The organism is Arcicella sp. (genome assembly GCF_964672035.1).
Genome location: NZ_CBABQS010000006.1, coordinates 17242 through 36267, shown reverse-complemented (window position 1 = coordinate 36267; position 19026 = coordinate 17242). Strand labels below are relative to the sequence as shown.

18 protein-coding genes are annotated in these 19026 nt (G+C 36.9%); 13 read left to right on the top strand and 5 right to left on the bottom strand.

The window, feature by feature from the left end:
• Positions 1-362: 362 nt before the first annotated feature.
• Complete coding sequence (locus tag AC1W31_RS02880) at positions 363-914, bottom strand: hypothetical protein (RefSeq protein ID WP_481732896.1); 552 nt, start codon at positions 912-914, stop codon at positions 363-365.
• A gap of 170 nt (positions 915-1084) precedes the next feature.
• Here AC1W31_RS02880 and AC1W31_RS02875 point away from each other — a divergent pair, with 170 nt between their 5' ends.
• Both AC1W31_RS02875 and argB read left to right on the top strand, forming a co-directional pair.
• On the top strand, positions 1085-2059 hold the full coding sequence (locus AC1W31_RS02875; RefSeq protein ID WP_481732895.1) for an N-acetylornithine carbamoyltransferase: 975 nt from the start codon (positions 1085-1087) through the stop codon (positions 2057-2059).
• Between the two features lie 95 nt (positions 2060-2154).
• Positions 2155-2934 carry an acetylglutamate kinase gene (gene argB / locus AC1W31_RS02870; RefSeq protein ID WP_481732894.1) on the top strand — a complete coding sequence of 260 codons (780 nt, stop codon included), beginning with the start codon at positions 2155-2157 and terminating at the stop codon, positions 2932-2934.
• Between the two features lie 320 nt (positions 2935-3254).
• Here argB and AC1W31_RS02865 read toward each other — a convergent pair whose 3' ends face one another.
• Positions 3255-3458, bottom strand: a complete 204-nt coding sequence (locus AC1W31_RS02865) for a hypothetical protein (protein ID WP_481732893.1) — start codon at positions 3456-3458, stop codon at positions 3255-3257.
• A gap of 81 nt (positions 3459-3539) precedes the next feature.
• On the opposite strand from AC1W31_RS02865, the gene AC1W31_RS02860 reads away from it, so the two are divergent.
• From AC1W31_RS02860 to AC1W31_RS02840, 5 genes are all read left to right on the top strand, one after another.
• The gene (locus tag AC1W31_RS02860) at positions 3540-4460 is read left to right on the top strand and encodes an ADP-ribosylglycohydrolase family protein (protein WP_481732892.1); all 921 of its coding nucleotides are present in this window, start codon (positions 3540-3542) and stop codon (positions 4458-4460) included.
• 72 nt (positions 4461-4532) lie between these two features.
• Positions 4533-5606, top strand: coding sequence for a M20 family metallo-hydrolase (locus AC1W31_RS02855; protein ID WP_481732891.1), 1074 nt, complete (start codon positions 4533-4535; stop codon positions 5604-5606).
• A gap of 29 nt (positions 5607-5635) precedes the next feature.
• Complete coding sequence (argH, locus tag AC1W31_RS02850; RefSeq protein ID WP_481732890.1) at positions 5636-6976, top strand: argininosuccinate lyase; 1341 nt, start codon at positions 5636-5638, stop codon at positions 6974-6976.
• Between the two features lie 79 nt (positions 6977-7055).
• Positions 7056-8174, top strand: a complete 1119-nt coding sequence (locus AC1W31_RS02845; RefSeq protein ID WP_481732889.1) for a glycosyltransferase family 4 protein — start codon at positions 7056-7058, stop codon at positions 8172-8174.
• Between the two features lie 102 nt (positions 8175-8276).
• The gene (locus AC1W31_RS02840; protein ID WP_481732888.1) at positions 8277-9287 is read left to right on the top strand and encodes a glycosyltransferase family 2 protein; all 1011 of its coding nucleotides are present in this window, start codon (positions 8277-8279) and stop codon (positions 9285-9287) included.
• Between the two features lie 67 nt (positions 9288-9354).
• Here AC1W31_RS02840 and AC1W31_RS02835 read toward each other — a convergent pair whose 3' ends face one another.
• The gene (locus AC1W31_RS02835; protein WP_481732887.1) at positions 9355-11628 is read right to left on the bottom strand and encodes an NADP-dependent malic enzyme; all 2274 of its coding nucleotides are present in this window, start codon (positions 11626-11628) and stop codon (positions 9355-9357) included.
• 169 nt (positions 11629-11797) lie between these two features.
• A complete protein-coding gene (locus tag AC1W31_RS02830) occupies positions 11798-12667 on the bottom strand; it encodes an aldose 1-epimerase family protein (RefSeq protein WP_481732886.1) in 870 nt (289 codons plus the stop codon).
• A gap of 213 nt (positions 12668-12880) precedes the next feature.
• Here AC1W31_RS02830 and AC1W31_RS02825 point away from each other — a divergent pair, with 213 nt between their 5' ends.
• The 5 genes from AC1W31_RS02825 to frr all read left to right on the top strand — a co-directional run bounded on the left by AC1W31_RS02825 (position 12881) and on the right by frr (position 16523).
• The gene (locus AC1W31_RS02825) at positions 12881-13387 is read left to right on the top strand and encodes a hypothetical protein (RefSeq protein ID WP_481732885.1); all 507 of its coding nucleotides are present in this window, start codon (positions 12881-12883) and stop codon (positions 13385-13387) included.
• 145 nt (positions 13388-13532) lie between these two features.
• The gene (locus tag AC1W31_RS02820) at positions 13533-14456 is read left to right on the top strand and encodes a DMT family transporter (protein WP_481732884.1); all 924 of its coding nucleotides are present in this window, start codon (positions 13533-13535) and stop codon (positions 14454-14456) included.
• 25 nt (positions 14457-14481) lie between these two features.
• Positions 14482-14979, top strand: coding sequence for an acyl-CoA carboxylase biotin carboxyl carrier protein subunit (locus tag AC1W31_RS02815; protein ID WP_481732883.1), 498 nt, complete (start codon positions 14482-14484; stop codon positions 14977-14979).
• Positions 14980-15152: 173 nt separating this feature from the next.
• On the top strand, positions 15153-15863 hold the full coding sequence (gene pyrH, locus AC1W31_RS02810) for a UMP kinase (protein ID WP_481732882.1): 711 nt from the start codon (positions 15153-15155) through the stop codon (positions 15861-15863).
• Positions 15864-15962: 99 nt separating this feature from the next.
• Positions 15963-16523, top strand: a complete 561-nt coding sequence (gene frr / locus AC1W31_RS02805; protein ID WP_481732881.1) for a ribosome recycling factor — start codon at positions 15963-15965, stop codon at positions 16521-16523.
• Between the two features lie 157 nt (positions 16524-16680).
• On the opposite strand, the gene AC1W31_RS02800 is transcribed toward frr, so the two are convergent.
• The gene (locus AC1W31_RS02800; RefSeq protein ID WP_481732880.1) at positions 16681-17622 is read right to left on the bottom strand and encodes a patatin-like phospholipase family protein; all 942 of its coding nucleotides are present in this window, start codon (positions 17620-17622) and stop codon (positions 16681-16683) included.
• A gap of 382 nt (positions 17623-18004) precedes the next feature.
• Here AC1W31_RS02800 and AC1W31_RS02795 point away from each other — a divergent pair, with 382 nt between their 5' ends.
• Positions 18005-18979: a polyprenyl synthetase family protein gene (locus AC1W31_RS02795; RefSeq protein ID WP_481732879.1), complete on the top strand. Its 975-nt coding sequence runs from the start codon at positions 18005-18007 to the stop codon at positions 18977-18979.
• The last annotated feature ends 47 nt before the right edge of the window (positions 18980-19026 follow it).

Sequence of the window (19026 nt, the reverse complement as noted above, 5' to 3'; positions counted from 1 at the left end):
TTGTGATTTACTTCTCTAAAACTAAGTTTCGATTTCGATTTAATTATTTTTTTAACATACGCTGTGACTTCTTTCTCTTTTTATCGTTTACTAATTAAGAAATACATTATTTGCTCGATGAGTAAATGATTATATTTTGGTGTGTTAGTGATATTTTTTGGCGAACCTCAATGAGGCTCGCCAAATTTTTTGTTAGAATTTGAAGGAAAGACCAATTCTACCTTTATGTTGCTCTGCCTCAATATTTAGTCCAATTTTTGGGCTTATGAAATATCTTACACCGACGTATGGATTAATAATAAATTGTTCAACGTTATAATCTAAATAAGTAAATTTTGTAGTGCCAACGGGAAAAGAGCCATTTATTGCAGGATTTCCTTTGTAATAGGTCTGCTCACCTGCATTTGACTCTGTAATAACCTTCTGAAAACCAAGCATTGCCCACCGTACAAATCCCATTTACGAGTTGAGTAATGTATCCCTAACCGAACTCCAGCAGTAAGTGTATGACTCTTAAGCCCTTTTAGGTTTGTAATACTAAAAATACTGTCACTTGAAATTATAGGTGGATAACTATTATAGGCATTGAATCCATATCCGTCATCAACGGGTGCAGTCCGTTGCGAGTAACTTAAAAATCCACCAATGCTAAAAATTATTCCTCTTGTCGCTTTCAAACCATAATCAAATGAAACCGAGGGAGTGAATCCAATAGGTTCATTGCCTTTGGAAAAATTTATTGGAGAATGCCTCGTTATGGATGATAAAGGAGATTCAGAGCCAAATCCCATTCCAAATGTAAAAATCTTATCTCCTTCCTTGAAAGCCTTTTGCTCATCTTGAGCGAATGTAGAACCGTAATTTGCACAGAGCGCTGTGATAGTTAAAATAGAGAGTTTACGTAAATTTTGCACGATGTGTAAAAGTTTAGTAAAAATTTGTGTTACCCTTACTATACGAAATGAACTATCGTTTTATTAGTAAGCCCATTCAGTTTTAACATTTCTTAACAGTTTTAACAAAATATGGCAATATTTTAACATTTGGATTAACTTTGCATATTCAATTTTGAAATTAGAAATCCATGCAACACTTTCTATCTGTAAAAGATGCCATTGATGTTCAGGCTTTGGTAAAAGAAGCCTTGTTATTTAAAAAGACCCCGTATGCTGATAAGCATTTGGGCAGAAACCGCACAATGGGACTTTTGTTTTTTAATTCGAGTCTCCGAACACGTTTGAGTACACAAAGGGCAGCTCAGAATTTGGGCTTAGAACTTATCGTAATGAACGTGGGGCAAGATGGTTGGGGATTGGAATTTGAAGACGGTGCCATCATGGACGGAACAAAAGCCGAACACATCAGGGAAGCAGCACCCGTGATTGGGCAATATTGCGATATTGTGGGCATTCGTAGTTTTCCAACTTTGGAAAACCGTGAAGAAGATTATTCCGAAAAAGTATTAAATCAATTTGTTAAATATACTGGTCGCCCAATCGTGAGTTTGGAATCAGCTACACGCCATCCTTTACAGTCTTTAGCAGATTTAGTAACCATTGAAGAACTCAAAACAAAACCCCGACCGAAGGTTGTTCTCACATGGGCTCCGCACGTAAAAGCATTACCACAGGCAGTCCCAAACTCTTTTGCTGAGTGGATGAATGCCGCTGATGTAGATTTTGTCATTACGCATCCCGAAGGCTACGAACTCGCCCCAGAATTTGTGGGAAAAGCTAAAGTAACGCACAATCAGGCCGAAGCATTTAAAGATGCTGATTTTATTTATGCCAAAAACTGGTCGTCATATACTGATTATGGCAAAATTTTGAGCCAAGACCCTTCATGGAAAGTGACGGCTGAAAAAATGGCTTTGACTGATAACGCTAAATTTATGCACTGTTTGCCAGTTCGTAGAAATATCGTGGTGGACGATGCCGTATTGGATTCGCCCAATTCGGTGGTGGTGCAACAAGCGGGGAATAGAATCTGGTCCGCACAAGTCGTTTTGAAACAGATTTTAATGAAAATAATTAGAGAAGAAAGTCCCTACCTTTTCTAATTTGTGATTTTTGATTTCGGATTGCGGATTAAATTCAATATCCGAAAGCTTGGTATAAATCCGCAATCTAAAATCCACAATCCCAAATCAAGGAAATGAAATTAAACATTATAAAAATTGGCGGGAACGTTGTTGATAATCCTACTTTAAGGGAAAACTTCCTAAATGATTTTGCCCAAATACCCTCACCAAAGATTTTGGTTCACGGTGGAGGAAAAATTGCTACCCAAGTTGCCGTAAAATTAGACGTTGAAACCGTCATGGTTGAAGGCAGAAGAATTACCGACAAAGCCATGTTGGACGTGGTTACGATGGTTTATGGCGGTTTAGTAAATAAAACTTTAGTCGCACAATTACAGAGTAGAAACATAAATACCATCGGACTTACCGGTGCAGATGCAGGCGTAATTCTTTCTAAAAAACGTCCCGTAAAAGAGATAGATTACGGTTTTGTGGGCGATATTGAAAAAGTCGATAACGTATTCATTGATAGCCTTTTAAAGCAAAACTTAGTGCCCATTTTTGCTCCTTTGACTTACGACAAAGACGGCAATATGCTCAATACCAATGCCGATACCATTGCTCAGGCTTTGGCAATTGCAATGTCCAAAAATTATGAAGTAAATTTAGTATATTGTTTTGAGAAAAAGGGTGTTTTGACCGATGTAGATGATGATAATTCAGTAATCCCAAAATTACAAAAACCATATTACGAGCAATTAAAAGCCGACGGAGCAATTCATACAGGGATGATTCCGAAATTGGATAATGCTTTTAAAGCGATTGGAGAAGGGGTTTCGCAAGTAACAATTTGCCATGCGGCAGAGGTGAGATTGGCGGTGAATGATGGGACTGCTGGGACGAAGATTATGTAATTATCTTTTTGACAAGTTTTACTAACGACTCTTTTTTGAAAGAACTATCTTCAGATTTATCGTATATAGTAAGAAGATAAACATCACTTGATTCAGGTTCTTGATAAATAATGTAGGTAATAACCTTAAATCCTCCACTTTTACCAATGCCTTTACTTTCAACGGATAAACGAATTTTATAAAATCCAGAACCAAGAGAAGTGCCTAAATGGGCATCTTCTTCTAACTATTCCGCTAATTCTTCTATTTCATCTAAAATTGAAGGGAATTTCTTAGCAAAACGCTTTAATTTTGATTCATAAGTATCTGAATAGATTACATTATTCATTACGAAGACTTGCGATTAAATCTTTAACATTTCTTTTAGGTTTTAATCCTTTTTTCATTTGCTGGACTTCGATTAGGCTATTTTCTATTTCAGATAACAAAGGACTTTCGTCCTTGATAATCATAGAAAAAACTTTACTCTTTACTGAAACGGGCAAAGATTTATAAATTTCAAAATATGCTCTTTCTGTTGTCATAATCGTGTTGTTTAATTCCACAAATCTAAGCATTTTATTTATTTTTGTAGAAATATTACCTAAAAATAACTAACCCCACAAATGCACACCAAAGGACTCCTTTTTGGCATAGCAATCGGCGACGCATTGGGCGTTCCAGTTGAGTTTATGAGTCGCAAACACTTGCAGGCAAATCCTGTTATCGGTATGCGTGCGTATGGTACGCATCACCAGCCCGCAGGTACGTGGTCAGACGATACAGCGATGTCCATGCTTTTGGTTGAACAATTAATTGAAGGTTACGATGTTCAGAAATTAGCCAATCGTTTTTGTCATTGGTATCAGTATAATCAATGGACTCCGCACGGCGAAATTTTTGATATGGGGGTTGCCACTCGCAATGCGATGGACAAACTCGCAAAAGGCGTATCTGCCTTAGAATCAGGCGAATGCGATGATTATTCCAATGGAAATGGCTCATTGATGAGAATTTTGCCCTTAGCTATTTATCTTCAAAATAAACCCATTGACGAACGTTTTAGGATTGTCAAAGAAGTTTCTTCTATTACCCATGCGCATATTCGCTCAATTATTGGGTGCTTTTTTGCCGTAGAATTTGTCATAAATTTATTGAAAGAAAAAGATAAATGTGATGCTTATTACGAAGCTCAAAATATCGTTCGAGATTATTTACATTTAATTAATATAAAAAACACGGAAATAGAACTTTATAACCGAATTTTGTTCGATGATATTTCCTGTATTCCTGAGCAAGACATTTATTCATCGGGCTACATATTGCATACGTTGGAAGCCAGTTTATGGGCTTTTTTGACAACCGATAATTTTAAAGATGCTGTTTTAAAAGCCGTAAATTTAGGTGATGATGCCGATACCATTGGGTCTGTGACAGGCGGTTTAGCAGGATTTTTTTACGGTTTTGAGCAAATTCCAGCAGAATGGATTGAGACTTTGGTAAAAAAAGAAGATATAGAAAAATTAGCGATGAATTATAAGCTATGAATTATGTCAGGAACTTCTAATTTATAATTCATAATCGCTACGGCGAACCGTTCATAATTCATAATTTAAACAATGACCTTACAACAACAAATCACGCAAGACGCAATCGTTCTTTTAAAGCAACTCATTGCCACTCAATCATTTAGTCGTGAAGAAATTTTAACAGGCGATATTCTCGAAGAATTTTTCAGAGAAAGAAATATGCCTTTCCGCAGAAAAATCAATAACCTTTGGGCAAGAAATAAACACTTCAATCCCGAACTTCCAACAGTTTTGTTAAACTCTCACCACGACACTGTAAAGCCAAATCCTTCTTGGACATTAAACCCTTTCGAGCCATTGGTAAAAGATGGAAAATTGTTCGGTTTAGGCAGCAACGATGCGGGCGGCTGCTTGGTAAGTTTATTGGCTACTTTTTATTACTTTTATAATCGTAGCGATTTGAAATTCAATGTCTTATTTGTGGCTTCGGCAGAGGAAGAAATTTCTGGAAAGAACGGTTTAGAATTATTGTTGAAAGAAAATGATTTGCCCGAAATTTCCTTCGCCATCGTCGGAGAACCCACTGAAATGCACTTAGCAATTGCCGAAAAAGGTTTGATGGTGGTTGATTGTACCGCTCATGGAATAGCTGGTCACGCTGCTCGTGAAGAAGGTAAAAATGCCATTTACAAAGCTATTAAAGACATTAATTGGATTCAGAACTATGAGTTCCCAAAGGTCTCATCGATATTGGGGAAAATGAAAATGTCGGTGACAATTATCAATGCAGGAAAACAACACAACGTTGTGCCTGACACTTGTAATTTTACCATTGACTGCCGGGTGACGGAACAATATACGCTCGAAGAAACATTAGAAACCATTCGTCAAAATATTGATTCCGAAGTAGATGCACGTTCTATTCGTTTGAAGCCATCGTCAATTCCGATGGAGCATCCAATTGTAAAAGCAGGAATTGAAATGGGTAGAAAAACGTATGGTTCACCCACCACTTCCGACCAAGCAGTATTGGATTGTCAATCGTTAAAAATGGGCCCTGGACATTCTGAACGCTCCCATACGGCCGATGAATTCATTTATTTGAATGAAATTGAGGAAGGTATTGATTTGTATATTAAGATGTTGGGAAAGGTAATTTTGTAGATTATTAGTCAAATTAAAACAAGAAAAAATTGAGCAAACTCTGGCAAAAAGATAACGTTTCGGTAAACGAAAAAATTGAAAAATTCACCGTTGGGCGTGACCCCGAATTTGATGTACTCCTCGCCCCTTTCGATGTATTGGGGTCATTGGCACATACTCGTATGTTGGCGAGTATTGGACTTTTGGAAGAATCGGAATTGGCTGAAATTCAGCAAGAATTAAAGAATATTTACCAAGAAATCCAAGCGGGAAATTTTGAGATTGAAGAAGGAATTGAAGACGTTCACTCGCAAGTAGAGCTCATTTTGACTCGCAAATTGGGCGAAGCAGGCAAGAAAATCCACTCGGGACGTTCACGGAATGACCAAGTTTTGGTGGACTTAAAACTCTTCACTCGTTCACGTTTGCAAGAAGTTACCGAAGCGACCAATCGCTTATTTGAGTTATTAATTTCTTTGAGTGATAAATTCAAAGACGTACTTCTTCCTGGTTATACGCACCTTCAAATTGCCATGCCTTCAAGCTTTGGTTTGTGGTTCGGAGCGTATGCCGAGGCTTTGGTTGATGATACCGAAATGCTCCAAACGGCTTATCGAATTGCTAATAAAAACCCATTGGGTTCGGGTGCAGGTTATGGATCTTCGTTTCCTTTGAACCGCACGATGACCACGGAACTGCTTGGTTTTCAAGAACTTCACTACAATGTTGTTTATGCACAAATGTCTCGTGGAAAAACGGAATTATTTGCCACTACTGCCATTGCACAGGTTGCTTCAACGCTTTCACGTTTGGCGATGGACATTTGTTTGTACAATTCTCAAAACTTTGGTTTCATCAAATTGCCCGATGAAATGACCACGGGAAGTTCCATAATGCCCCACAAAAAGAACCCCGATGTGGCGGAATTATTACGAGGAAAAACCAACCGAATGAAAGGCTTACCCAATGAAATTCAGTTAGTTATGGGAAATCTTCCGTCGGGTTATCACCGTGAAATGCAGATTTTGAAGGAAGTGTTAATGCCAGCCTTTGATGAAATTCTGAATTGCTTAGACATGACCTATTTCATGCTTTCAAACATCGAAGTAAAAGACGGGATTTTAGATGATACCAAATATGATATGTTATTCTCAGTAGAACGAGTAAACGAGTTGGTATTGCAAGGCGTTCCATTCCGTGAAGCCTACAAAATTATTGGCAATGAGATAAATGGCGGAACGTATTCGGCCAATAGAAACTTAAATCATACCCACGAAGGAAGCATCGGAAATTTATGTAATCATCAGATTACCAACATGATGCAAGAAGTTTTAGGAAGATTTAATTTTGAAAAAGTAGCATTGGCAATTGAGGAATTGTTGAAGAATTAGTTGCTAATTTCAGTTTTCAAGGTCGGCAATGCGGAACTCAATTCCGACCTTACATTCCACCGCAAATCAAAGCGTTTTTATGAAGAAAATTTTATTTTTCACCCCTTATGGTGGTAGAACAGGCTCCGAAATGTTGCTGTGGAATATCTTTAAAAATCTAAACTTTGATAAATTTGAAGTTGCCATTTACAGTGATAAAATCGGCAGTCTCAAAGATGAATTACCCGCCAATATTCCCTATTACACTTCTCCTTTCAATACTTCTGGTCATCAACTTTTTTTTCTCAAATTATTGACTAAATTTGGTTACTCAGTTTATGAAAAAAATATCATTAAGATTCATCAGCAATTAAAACCCGACTATTGGTATCTCAACACCAATCATTCAGCACACTTTGCGAAACTTGCACAAAAATTAGGTGTAAAAATCATTTCGCATATCTCAGAAATGCCTTATTTGCTGTATGAATCTGTTTTAGCAACGGATATTCAAGCGATGTTAAAAGCGGATATGACCATTTGTTTATCAGAAATTGGGCGGCAATCTCTTGAAATTATGGGTGCTAATAATATTCAAACTCTCTATCCTTCCATAGATTTGAAAAGTATTCAACCTGCCAAAAACAATAAAAATGCGCTGAAAACTCAGTTAAATATTCCACCTAATGCGTATGTATGGGCCATGTCGGGAAGTTTGATTTATCGAAAGGGAATCGATTATATTCCGAAAATTATTCGATTGATGAAACAAAAAAATAAAATTTGCTACTTTATTTGGATGGGAGGGGGTACGACAAATGCTTCTGAATACTATTTCAGAAAAGAATTAGCATATTATCAGTGTGATAATATTATTTTGACGGGTGCATTAGCTACAGAATATTACGATTATTTTGATTTGGCAGATGCTTTTTTATTACCTTCACATGAAGAAACTTTTGGGATGGTAAACATAGAAGCGGCTTATTTAGGAAAACCCATTATTACTTTTAATTCGGGTGGGGTTACTGATATAATGCGAGAAGGCATGGGAAAAGTGGTTGAAAGTTGGAACGTTGAAGATTTGGTTGAGGCAATGATAGATTTGATGGAAGGAAGAATTGAGGTAAATAAAGAAATATTACAACAAAGAGCATTAGATTTTGATGCACCCAAAATGTATCTTAAATGGGAGACATTAATGGATTTATTACCTTAAAAAATTAATATAATCAGTAGAATCTATTTAAAATTACCGCCAAACAAAGATATTCTTCATACAGAGAATAATTTATATTAACCCCTATATTATTAAAATAAAATGAAACAAGTCCCAACAGTTTCAATTGCACTTTGTACTCATAATGGTAGTAAATTTTTAGGTGAACAACTTAAAAGTATCCAATATCAAACACTTCAACCGAATGAAATAATCATTTGTGATGATAACTCTTCGGATACAACACTCGAAATAATTCACCAATTTTCGAAATTTCTTCCAATCAAATTATACCAGAATATCCCTGCTCTTGGTATCATAAAAAACTTTGAATATGCCATCAGCCTTTGTTCAAAGGATGTAATCTTTCTCTGCGACCAAGACGATTATTGGCTATCTCACAAAATTGAAATTTTGGTTAATTATTTGGTAGAAAACATTTCGCAAGATGTAGTTTTTACAAATGCCGTACTGGTGGATGAATCATTACAAGATTTGAAGATGACGATGTGGGAAAAAGTACGCTTCTGGGAAAATGAAATTGATGAATGGAAGAAAGGGAATGCCTTAGATTTATTGTTGACTGGCAATCGGGTAACCGGTTGTACGATTGCGATGCGAAAACGATTTGCGCAAAAATCAATGCCTTTCCCAACCAATATTCATCCCGATTTCATTCATGATGGATGGATAGGTATTTTGGCTTCTATCAATAATAAAATTGGATTTGTGGCTGAACCCTTAGTTTTATACAGGCAACACGAACTGCAACAAGTTGGTGTTGTAGAAAAAGAAAGGGAAATAATTCACCTTTATTCTCGATTTTCAAGACCAAGAGATAAAAAACTTCGTCCATTCATTGAGAAAGGTAATCTTTATTATAATTTGCTCAATCATATTCACATAAACTATCCAGAATTGAAGGGGAATCTAAAACCCTTACAAAGAATTTCACAACATTATCAATTACGAAGCAATTTGGCAAAGAACCGATTGAAACGGGTAATACCAATATTTAGAAATTTTTACCAGGGAAATTACCATCGTTATAAGAATCTTGGCTCAAATTGGTACGGTGTTTATTTGGCCGTTTTGGGAGATTTATTTGAATAATTTTCGATATTAGATATTCGTTTTTCAGTTAACAAACATCGAAAAACGAATATCAATCATCAAAAAATCATTTCCCTTGTGCTTCCACCACAGCGATGGCTACCATATTCACGATTTCACGCACCGACGAACCTAATTGTAGCACATAAACTGGCTTTTTCAAACCTAATAAAATTGGCCCAATATACTCAATATCAGAGGTTTCTTTCAATAAATTATACGCAATATTTGCGGCTGAAAGGTTTGGAAAAATCAAGGTATTGGCTCCTTCTTCCGCTAATTTCGAGAATGGATAGTTTTCTTTAATCAACTCATTATCAAAGGCTAAATGTGCTTGCATTTCACCCTCCACAATCATTTCAGGATGTTTTTTCTGTAAAATTGCCGTTGCTTCACGCATTTTCAAAGCATCTTCGCCATCAGCCGTTCCAAAGTTAGAATACGTCAATAAAGCAATTCTGGGTTTCAAATTAAATTGCTCAACGGCTTTGGCTGTAAGCTCCGTTATTTCAACAATATCCTCCACACTTGGATTAAAATTCACGGTGGTATCAGAGAAAAATACGGGACCTTTTTTGGTTAAAAGAATATACATACCCGATACTTTTTTCACACCATCTTCACGGCCAATAATCTGCAAAGCTGGACGAATAGCATCTGGATAATTACGGGTCAAACCCGAAATAACACAATCTGCATCGCCCGTTTCTACCATCATTGAAGCAAAATAACTTCTTACTTGCATCTGTTTTTGAGCTTCGTATAGGTTATATCCTTTTCGTTTTCGCTTATCAAAAAATAAATTTCCATAACTTTTCAAACGTTCTGCCATCTTGGGCGAACGAGTGTCAATAATCTCTACTTCGTTCAAATCCAAGTTATTAGTAGCGATTATACCCTTAATTTTTGCAATATCTCCCAATAAAATTGGCGTACAAATACCTTCATCTTTCGACTGTTGTACGGCTTTCAAAACCTTCAAATTTTCTGCATCGGCAAAAACAACTCGTTTAGGTGAACGCTTGGCACGATTGACGATATATTTCATCAATTGATTATCCAAACCTAATCTTTTGCTCAGTTCTGATTCGTAGGCATCCCAATCCAAAATAGGATTTTGAGCCAACCCAGATTCCATTGCCGCACGAGCCACGGCGGGCGCTACGGTGGTAATTAATCGTGGATCAACGGGTTTTGGGATGATATAAGTTCGTCCGAAAGAAAGATTTTTTTCGTTATAAGCTAAATTTACAATATCTGGAACGGGCTTTTTAGCTAAAGCAGCTAATGCTTTTGCCGCTGCCATTTTCATGTTTTCGTCAATTTCAGTGGCTCGTACATCCAACGCACCTCTAAATATATACGGGAAGCCCAAGACGTTATTCACTTGATTCGGAAAATCTGAACGACCCGTTGCCATGATGATATCTTCACGGGCGGCTACGGCCTCTTCGTAAGAGATTTCTGGCGTTGGATTTGCCATGGCAAAAACAACCGCATCTTTCGCCATTGACTTAATCATACCTTGGTTTACAATATTGCCAACCGATAACCCCAAGAAAACATCCGCTCCCACCATTGCTTCCGTAAGTGAATGAATATCAGTACGTTCGGTGGCAAACGGAGCAACGTATTTATTCAAATCAGTACGAGATTTTGAGATTAATCCATCTTTATCAAACATCAAAATATTCTCTACTTTCGCCCCTAATCCTAAGTATAATTTCATGCATGAAAGCGCCGCAGCACCTGCTCCCGAAACGGTGAAACGACAGTCTTCAATTTTCTTGCCAACAATCTCCAAAGCATTTAACAGCGCAGCACCCGAAATGATGGCGGTACCGTGCTGGTCGTCGTGCATAATAGGAATATTAAGTTCTTTTCTGAGTCTTTCTTCAATCTCAAAACATTCGGGCGACTTGATGTCTTCCAAATTCACTCCGCCAAAAGTAGGTTCAAGAATTTTGACCGTTCTGATGAGTTCTTCGGGGTCTTCGGTATTTAGTTCGATGTCAAAAACATCAATATCCGCAAAGATTTTGAACAAAACTGCCTTACCTTCCATCACGGGTTTTGAAGCTTCTGCTCCAATATTTCCCAATCCTAAAACGGCCGTTCCGTTCGTGATAACTGCCACCAAATTGCCCTTTGCAGTATATTTATAGACATTTTCACGATTCGCAGCAATTTCCAAACAAGGCTCAGCTACACCCGGGGAATAAGCCAAAGAGAGATCACGTTGAGTTTCAGTTTCTTTGGTGGAGATAACGGCAATTTTGCCAGGGCGACCTTTAGAATGATAGTCTAAGGCATCCTGTTTTCGGATTGGATTTTGACTCATTTGGATTGTTTTATTTTTATGATAGTTATACGCTCACAAAAATACAACACGATGCTGATTAAGCGGAGAATTATCATTGATATGTTTTTTCTTTTAAATTGTATAACGAAATCGCAAATTAACGTTTATTTAAAAAATCATCTATTTTTTCATGCTATAAGTATGACATTTAGCTAATAGTGACCCGCCAAGTTCTTTCAAAAGTTTCTCCCAAATCCAAACAAATAATTCCCTCCTTCTCCGTCAATTCCTGATGATGATTTGCTGCATCGGCAATGCCACACCACGGCTCAATGCAGACAAAATCAGCCTCTTTTGCCGCCCAAATACCTAAATACGGAAAGCCTTCAAAATCGAATTTTAATTGCCGATTTGTTTTATCCGATTTTAAAATAACGGACGTTGATTCAAGGTTTTTAAAGACAATTGCATCGTCATAAAATAGTTCTTTCGTCAAAGCTAATTTATTTGTATCTATTAGAAAATCAAATGGTTGCGTTTCAATTAAACCATCTGACGTAAGCCCCCAACGTTTGAAAGTTTCTGTTTTATTGAACTCCAAATAACAGTCATCATAAGAAGTATTTTCTGATAAAGGAACGGTAAAAGCAGGATGTCCACCCACTGAGAAATACAACTTATTTTCTCCGATATTTCTCACGAAATAAGTAACATTTAGCGTATCATTTTCTAAGGAATATATCAAACGAAATTCAAATTTGAAAGGGTAAACTTTCAACGTATTTTCATCATAAGTTAGTAAAAAAGTTGCATGAGTTTCATCTGATTTTTCCACAATAAATACGCTATCACGGGCAAATCCATGCCGTGGTAAAGTGTATTCTTGCTCCTCAAAACAATAACTATTTTCTTTCAATGAACCCACAATTGGAAACAACACGGGCGATGATTTTCCCCAAAATGCAGGGTCAGCATTCCATATATATTCCGTTTGGTTTTCGTTGTTAAAAAGGCTGGTAAGTTCTGCCCCATTTGGGTTTATTTTGATGGTGAGGTTTTGGTTTTTTAGGATTTGCATGAGGGGAGATTTTTAATTTTCTTTGCAAATTTACACAAATGAATTGTCTTTATACTTGGGGAAATATTGAGTATTCATATTTTTTGACCAATTTCACAATTCTTTAGCACTCCACCTACTTCTACTTCTTAAATCAATACCCATTATTAACGCTAAATAAACCTAATTTTGAAATCTGGACTGGTTTTGTCTATATTGATTTGTTTGTTTTCCATGAAACTAAAAGCTCAGGGCGAGAAACCTATATACTTAAGTTTTGCCTACGGTTCTGACCAAGATTTAGAAAAAGCCGACCGGATTTTGCCCTCTCACCCAACGTTTTTAAGCCTCAATTTAGAGCGGCGATTACCCCAAAGTGATTTTTACGGTTTGGGCATTCATGCCTATCGTTTTATACGTGTTTTTGAAAATTATAACCACATCAGTTTCAGAGGATATCAACATTTCGGTTATGCTTCTGATGCTTCTGATGGCAATTTCGACCCTTATATTGGCGCTTTCTTAGGAGGCGAAACCTATCAAGGCAGTTTTAAAACTTCCGTTGGCATTTTTGTGGGTTTACGAGCCATGATAACACGAGCAGCGGGTGTACATTTGGAGTTTTCATCGGTTTCATCGGGCTTTAATAGCAGTATTCTTTTAGAGTTTGGAATCACTACTTGCTTGATGAAAAATAAATTTCCCAAATTAAGAAAATGGGGAAATAGATGTCCGAAATAAGTTTAGCGTTTAGCGTTTAGCGTTTAGCGTTTAAAAGAGCCCATTAATTAGATTATAAGTTCCATAAAATACTTAACGAATATATCAATGATTGCCTTATTGCCACGACGTTAAACCTAATAGAAGGAAACTTTCTAAACTTTGCGTGGGTTATCTTTGCATGGAAACAAAAACTACTGTTAATCAACCCATTATCTCAAAACTTCAAAACCCTACTTTTGCTTGGGGTTTAATGGCTCTTTTGGCAGTCATTTGGGGAAGTTCATTTATTCTTGTCAAAAAGAGTTTGATTATTTTTGATGCCTCTCAAGTAGGCTCATTGCGTATAACGGCGGCTTTTTGCTTTTTCTTGCCTTTCTTTTTAGCAAATATCAAAAAAATTCCTCTTCAAAAAGCGCATCTATTTTTAGTAGTTGGATGCTTAGGAAATCTCTTTCCTGCCTATTTATTTTCGTTGGCAGGTTCCAAATTGGATAGCGGTGTTTCGGGTGCCTTGAACTCAACTACTCCCCTATTTACGCTCATTGTTGGCGGCCTTTTCTTCGGAAATCTCATCACAAAACGCCAAGTTTTTGGTATTATTTTGGGCTTTATTGGAGCGCTATTATTAATATTGGCAGGCGCAAAAGGCTTACAATTTAACAATTATGCTTTCTACGTAATTGCGGCCACGCTTTTATACGGCTTCAATTTGAACATTACCAAAAAATACCTCACCGGACTTGATTTAAGCCCATTCCTAATCACTTCCTTTATCTTCATGACCATCGGGCCAGTGGCTCTTGTCGTATTATTTAGCGGCGATTTTATGGATAAAGTAATGCTTCCAGAAGCTCAAGTACCTCTTTTATATTCAGTGCTTTTGGGCGTATTAGGTTCAGCGGTAGCCATGGTACTTTTCAATAGATTGATTCAAATAACCAGTGCCGTGTTGGCGAGTTCTGTAACCTATCTTATTCCAATTGTTGCCATCCTTTGGGGAATTCTTGACGGAGAAGCTATACAAATTCAGCACTTTATTGGCATGGGAATTATTTTAGTTGGCGTATATTTGGTGAATAAATCATAAATTAATTGTCAACTTTCAATTGCCCATGCTAAAAGCCGCCGTAAAGTCGCAAACCTTTGATATTCAGTCAGATAAAAACGAAATTTCTGTCAACTCACAACCTTTCAAATGGGATATGGTTGAAGTAAAGGATGGAAATTTTCATGTCATCTATAATAATCGTTCCTTCAATGCTGAGGTTTTGGAGGCGGATTATCAGGCTAAATCTTTTTTAATTAAAATAAATAATACGAAATATCCCGTTTCGGTAAAAGACCGTTTCGATATTCTCCTCGACCAATTGGGTATGAGTAATGCCAATTCTTCAAAGGTTAATGACCTCAAAGCCCCCATGCCAGGACTTATTGTGGACATAAAAGTCAAGGTAGGTGATACCGTCAAGAAAGGCGATACCATCCTTATTTTAGAGGCTATGAAAATGGAAAATGTATTGAAAGCTACGGGCGAAGGCATCATCAAAGCTATTAAAATTACGCCAAAACAAAACGTTGAAAAAAATCAAGTAATGATTGAGTTTGAATGACACCAAATTGATAATTTGAAAATGTGTAATCGGGCGGCGAACCGCTTGAGTATAATCACACTTCAATTCTAAAAAATAGGCTAATTCGTAAATTATTTCAGATTAGCCTATTTTCAAATTTGTGAATTGAGCCTGCTTTTCCCTATCTTTGTCCTCGCAAAAAACCTTACATCATGGACAAACCCAAGTATAAACGTATTCTTCTTAAATTATCTGGCGAAGCCCTTAGTTCAGGTGGCGAAGTTATAGACCCTTCAATCTTAGAGCGATACGCTCAGGAAATTAGAAAAGTAAAAGATTTAGGCGTTGAAGTCGCTATTGTGATTGGTGGAGGCAATATTTTTAGAGGTGCTGCTGCTGCAAAAGTAGGTATTGACCGTGTGCAAGGCGATTATATGGGTATGTTAGCGACCGTGATAAATGGCATGGCAATTCAGGCTTCTTTGGAAAAACACGGGATGTACACTCGTCTACTTACTGCCATAAAAATGGATACTATTTGTGAGCCTTTTATCCGTAGAAGAGCCATGAGACATTTAGAAAAAGGTCGTATCGTAATCTTTGGTGCTGGCACAGGAAATCCTTATTTCACCACTGATTCTACCGCTGCTTTGCGTGCCGTTGAGATCGAAGCCGAAGTGGTTTTGAAAGGCACAAGAGTTGATGGTGTTTATACCGCTGACCCAGAAAAAGACCCTTTAGCAACAAAATACGATACTTTATCATTTGCCGAAGCAATTGCCAAAGGATTAAAAATCATGGATACTACGGCATTCACGTTGTGTCAAGAAAATGAAGTTCCAATTATTGTTTTCGACATGAATAAATCAGATAATCTGCTCAATTTAGCCAAAGGCGAAACCGTTGGAACGTTAATTAGTTAATAATTATTAATTAATGGTGAACAGTTTTTAGAGAAATTTAAAACTCGCTGTTTCCTACAAATCTACTCAATCACTCATTCACAAATTACTCATTGAAAAATGGAGGAAATAGAATTTTATATTGACGCTGCCAAAGAAACCATGGATGGTGCGTTGAAACATTTAGCCATTGAATTATCAAAAATTCGTGCGGGAAGAGCCACTCCTGCCATGTTGGATGGTATTCAAGTTGATTATTACGGCATGAATACGCCACTTTCGGGTGCAGCGTCTATTAGTACCCCCGATGCTCGGACAATCTTGGTGAAACCTTTCGAGAAAAAGATGATTCAAGAATGTGAAAAGGCAATCAGAAACTCAAATATTGGATTAAATCCGATGAATGATGGGGAAAATATCCGTTTAAATATTCCACCACTCACCGAAGAACGTCGTCGTGAATTGGTAAAGCGGGTGAAAAACGAAATCGAAACGGCAAAAATCAATGTCCGTAACGTGCGTCAGGATGCTAATAATAGTATCAAGAAATTGAAAGCCGATGGTGCATCGGAAGATGCCATAAAAGAAGGCGAAGATAGAATTCAGACTTTGACCAATAGCTATATTACAAAGGTTGAATCAACATTTGCCGATAAAGAAAAAGATATTATGTCGGTTTAATTCAATTGACAATGAATAATAAGTTTTTTTGGGAAACTTCCCGAAAGTGGAAATAACTTTCGGGAAGTTAAAATAACCTATCGAAATTATGATTGGGGAACATCTCGAAAGTTATTTCTACTTTCGGGATGTTAGAATAACTTATTAAACAGTGTAGTTAATTATATCCTACCATTTCATCCTTCCCGTGCTGATAGCCTAACAGAATCATGCGTTGAATATCTTCTTGGTCAAATTCTTGAATATCAATATTTAAAGATCTTTGCGGGCGAATTATTTTGAGTTTAATTCTGGATTGCCCTTCCAAAATTCCAAATGCCCCAGGTGAGCCATCCATTGGTAAACATTCATTTCTGAATTCTGCCCAGTCCAAATCTGCATTGAGGCATTCATTTACGGCAATATCCATCACTCTATCCACCAAAGCCAATAGATTTCCATAGGGGAAATAGCCCCCATCAATGTTTCGAGTATGGCAAGCAATACAAATAATTTCGGTTGCGCCGTCATTGATGGCTTTTTTGACGGGTGCTACATCCCTCATACCTCCATCCAAAAATGCCATTTTTTTCATTCCGCCAATATTGACTACAGGCATCAAAATTGGAATGGCCGATGATGCCATGACGTAATCTAAAAAGTGTTCGTAAGTTGGGTCGGCATACACAATACTTCCATTAATAATATCAACAGCCCCCACTTTCAAGCCAATTGGACTGGCATTAAGGTTTCTGATTTGAATATTATTATGCAGAATATCACGGAGTGGCGTAGTATCCAATAATCCTTCAAAATTTCTCCGGATAGCACTCATACCCAAATCATAAGTACCCCGCCTAAAGGCCAGACTTTCGGGTGTATTGATATTATTTATCCAAAAATCACACAGGTCAGATGCTGTTTGATTAAAGTCTAAATTGCCGTCATTTTCAAGGAACGAACTTCCTAAATCATTCACTAAATAAGAGGCATTCATACTGCCAGCCGATATTCCGTAAATAGCATCTGGACGAAAGCCCGCTTCAAATACTGCTCTAACAACCCCCGCTTGATATGCTCCTTTGACAGATCCTCCTGCCAATACTAATATTTTACTCATATTTTTGTGGTTAAAAAAGTTAAAGACTTAAATCGTTCTTATTCAAAAAGTAGCAGAAATTTTTAACTCTTTAACTTTCGGACTATAAAACTCTCTTCCAAATATCGAACTAAAAAAATAAAAACAAGTTAATAAATGTAGATTAGATACAAGTTTTTATAGAATGATGTAATTTGCAGTGTCGTTATGAGTAATGAGTTGTGAATTATGAATTATGAATTGTGCGTTATGAATTGTGCGTTATAAGTTGTGCATTATAAATTAGTAAATTTTGAAATTAATATACTATCAAATAATCAACAATAGTGACTTCCTATCCATAACCAATAGCTCATCACTCATAATTCATAACTCATAACTCATAACTCATAACTAAGAAATAATGAGTTTATCAATTAAAGAAATACAAGCCCCGATTGCCGAAGAAATGAAAGCCTTTGAAGGAAAGTTTAGGCAATCGATGAAAACCAAAGTTATGTTGTTGGATACGATTATGAACTATATCGTCCAACGGAAAGGCAAACAAATTAGACCAATGTTTGTATTTTTAACGGCAGGACTTTGCGGAGATGTTACTGAGAAAACCTATCGTGGAGCTGCTTTGATTGAACTTCTGCACACTGCTACCCTTGTACACGATGATGTAGTGGATGATTCAAATTATCGTCGTGGATTTTTTTCGGTGAATGCCCTTTGGAAAAATAAAATTGCCGTTTTAGTCGGTGATTATTTATTATCAAAAGCCCTCCTACTTTCTATTAATAATGATGATTTTGAGTTGTTGAAAATTGGTTCAAATGCGATTCAAGAAATGGCGGAGGGTGAACTGATGCAGATGGAAAAAGCTCGTAAATTGGATATTACCGAGGAAGTTTATTTTGAAATAATTCGCAGGAAAACCGCTACATTAATTGCTGCTTGTTGTGCGATGGGCGTTAGTTCGGTGGGTGCCGATGTTGAAACAGTAGAAAAAGCCAGATTATTTGGCGAAAAAGTAGGGATTGCTTTCCAAATAAAAGACGATTTATTTGATTATGGCGATGCTGAAATTGGTAAACCTTTAGGGATTGATATTAAGGAGAAAAAAATGACACTTCCACTCATCTATGCCTTAAATCAGGCGGATTGGTTAACAAAACGTCGAATCATTAATATCATCAAAAACGAATCCGAAAATTCTCAAAAAGTTGCTGAAGTGATTGAATTTGTTAAACAGTCTGGTGGACTTCAATACGCTACTAAAGCCATGCAAAGGCTTGTGGATGAAGCACAGGGCATTTTAAGTACATTTCCCAATACAATTTTTAAGCAATCGTTGGCTGGATTAGTTCAGTTTACAATTGAACGCAGCAAGTAATGATAAATTTTTCATCACGAGGAATGAAGCAACCATCTGTAAATCAA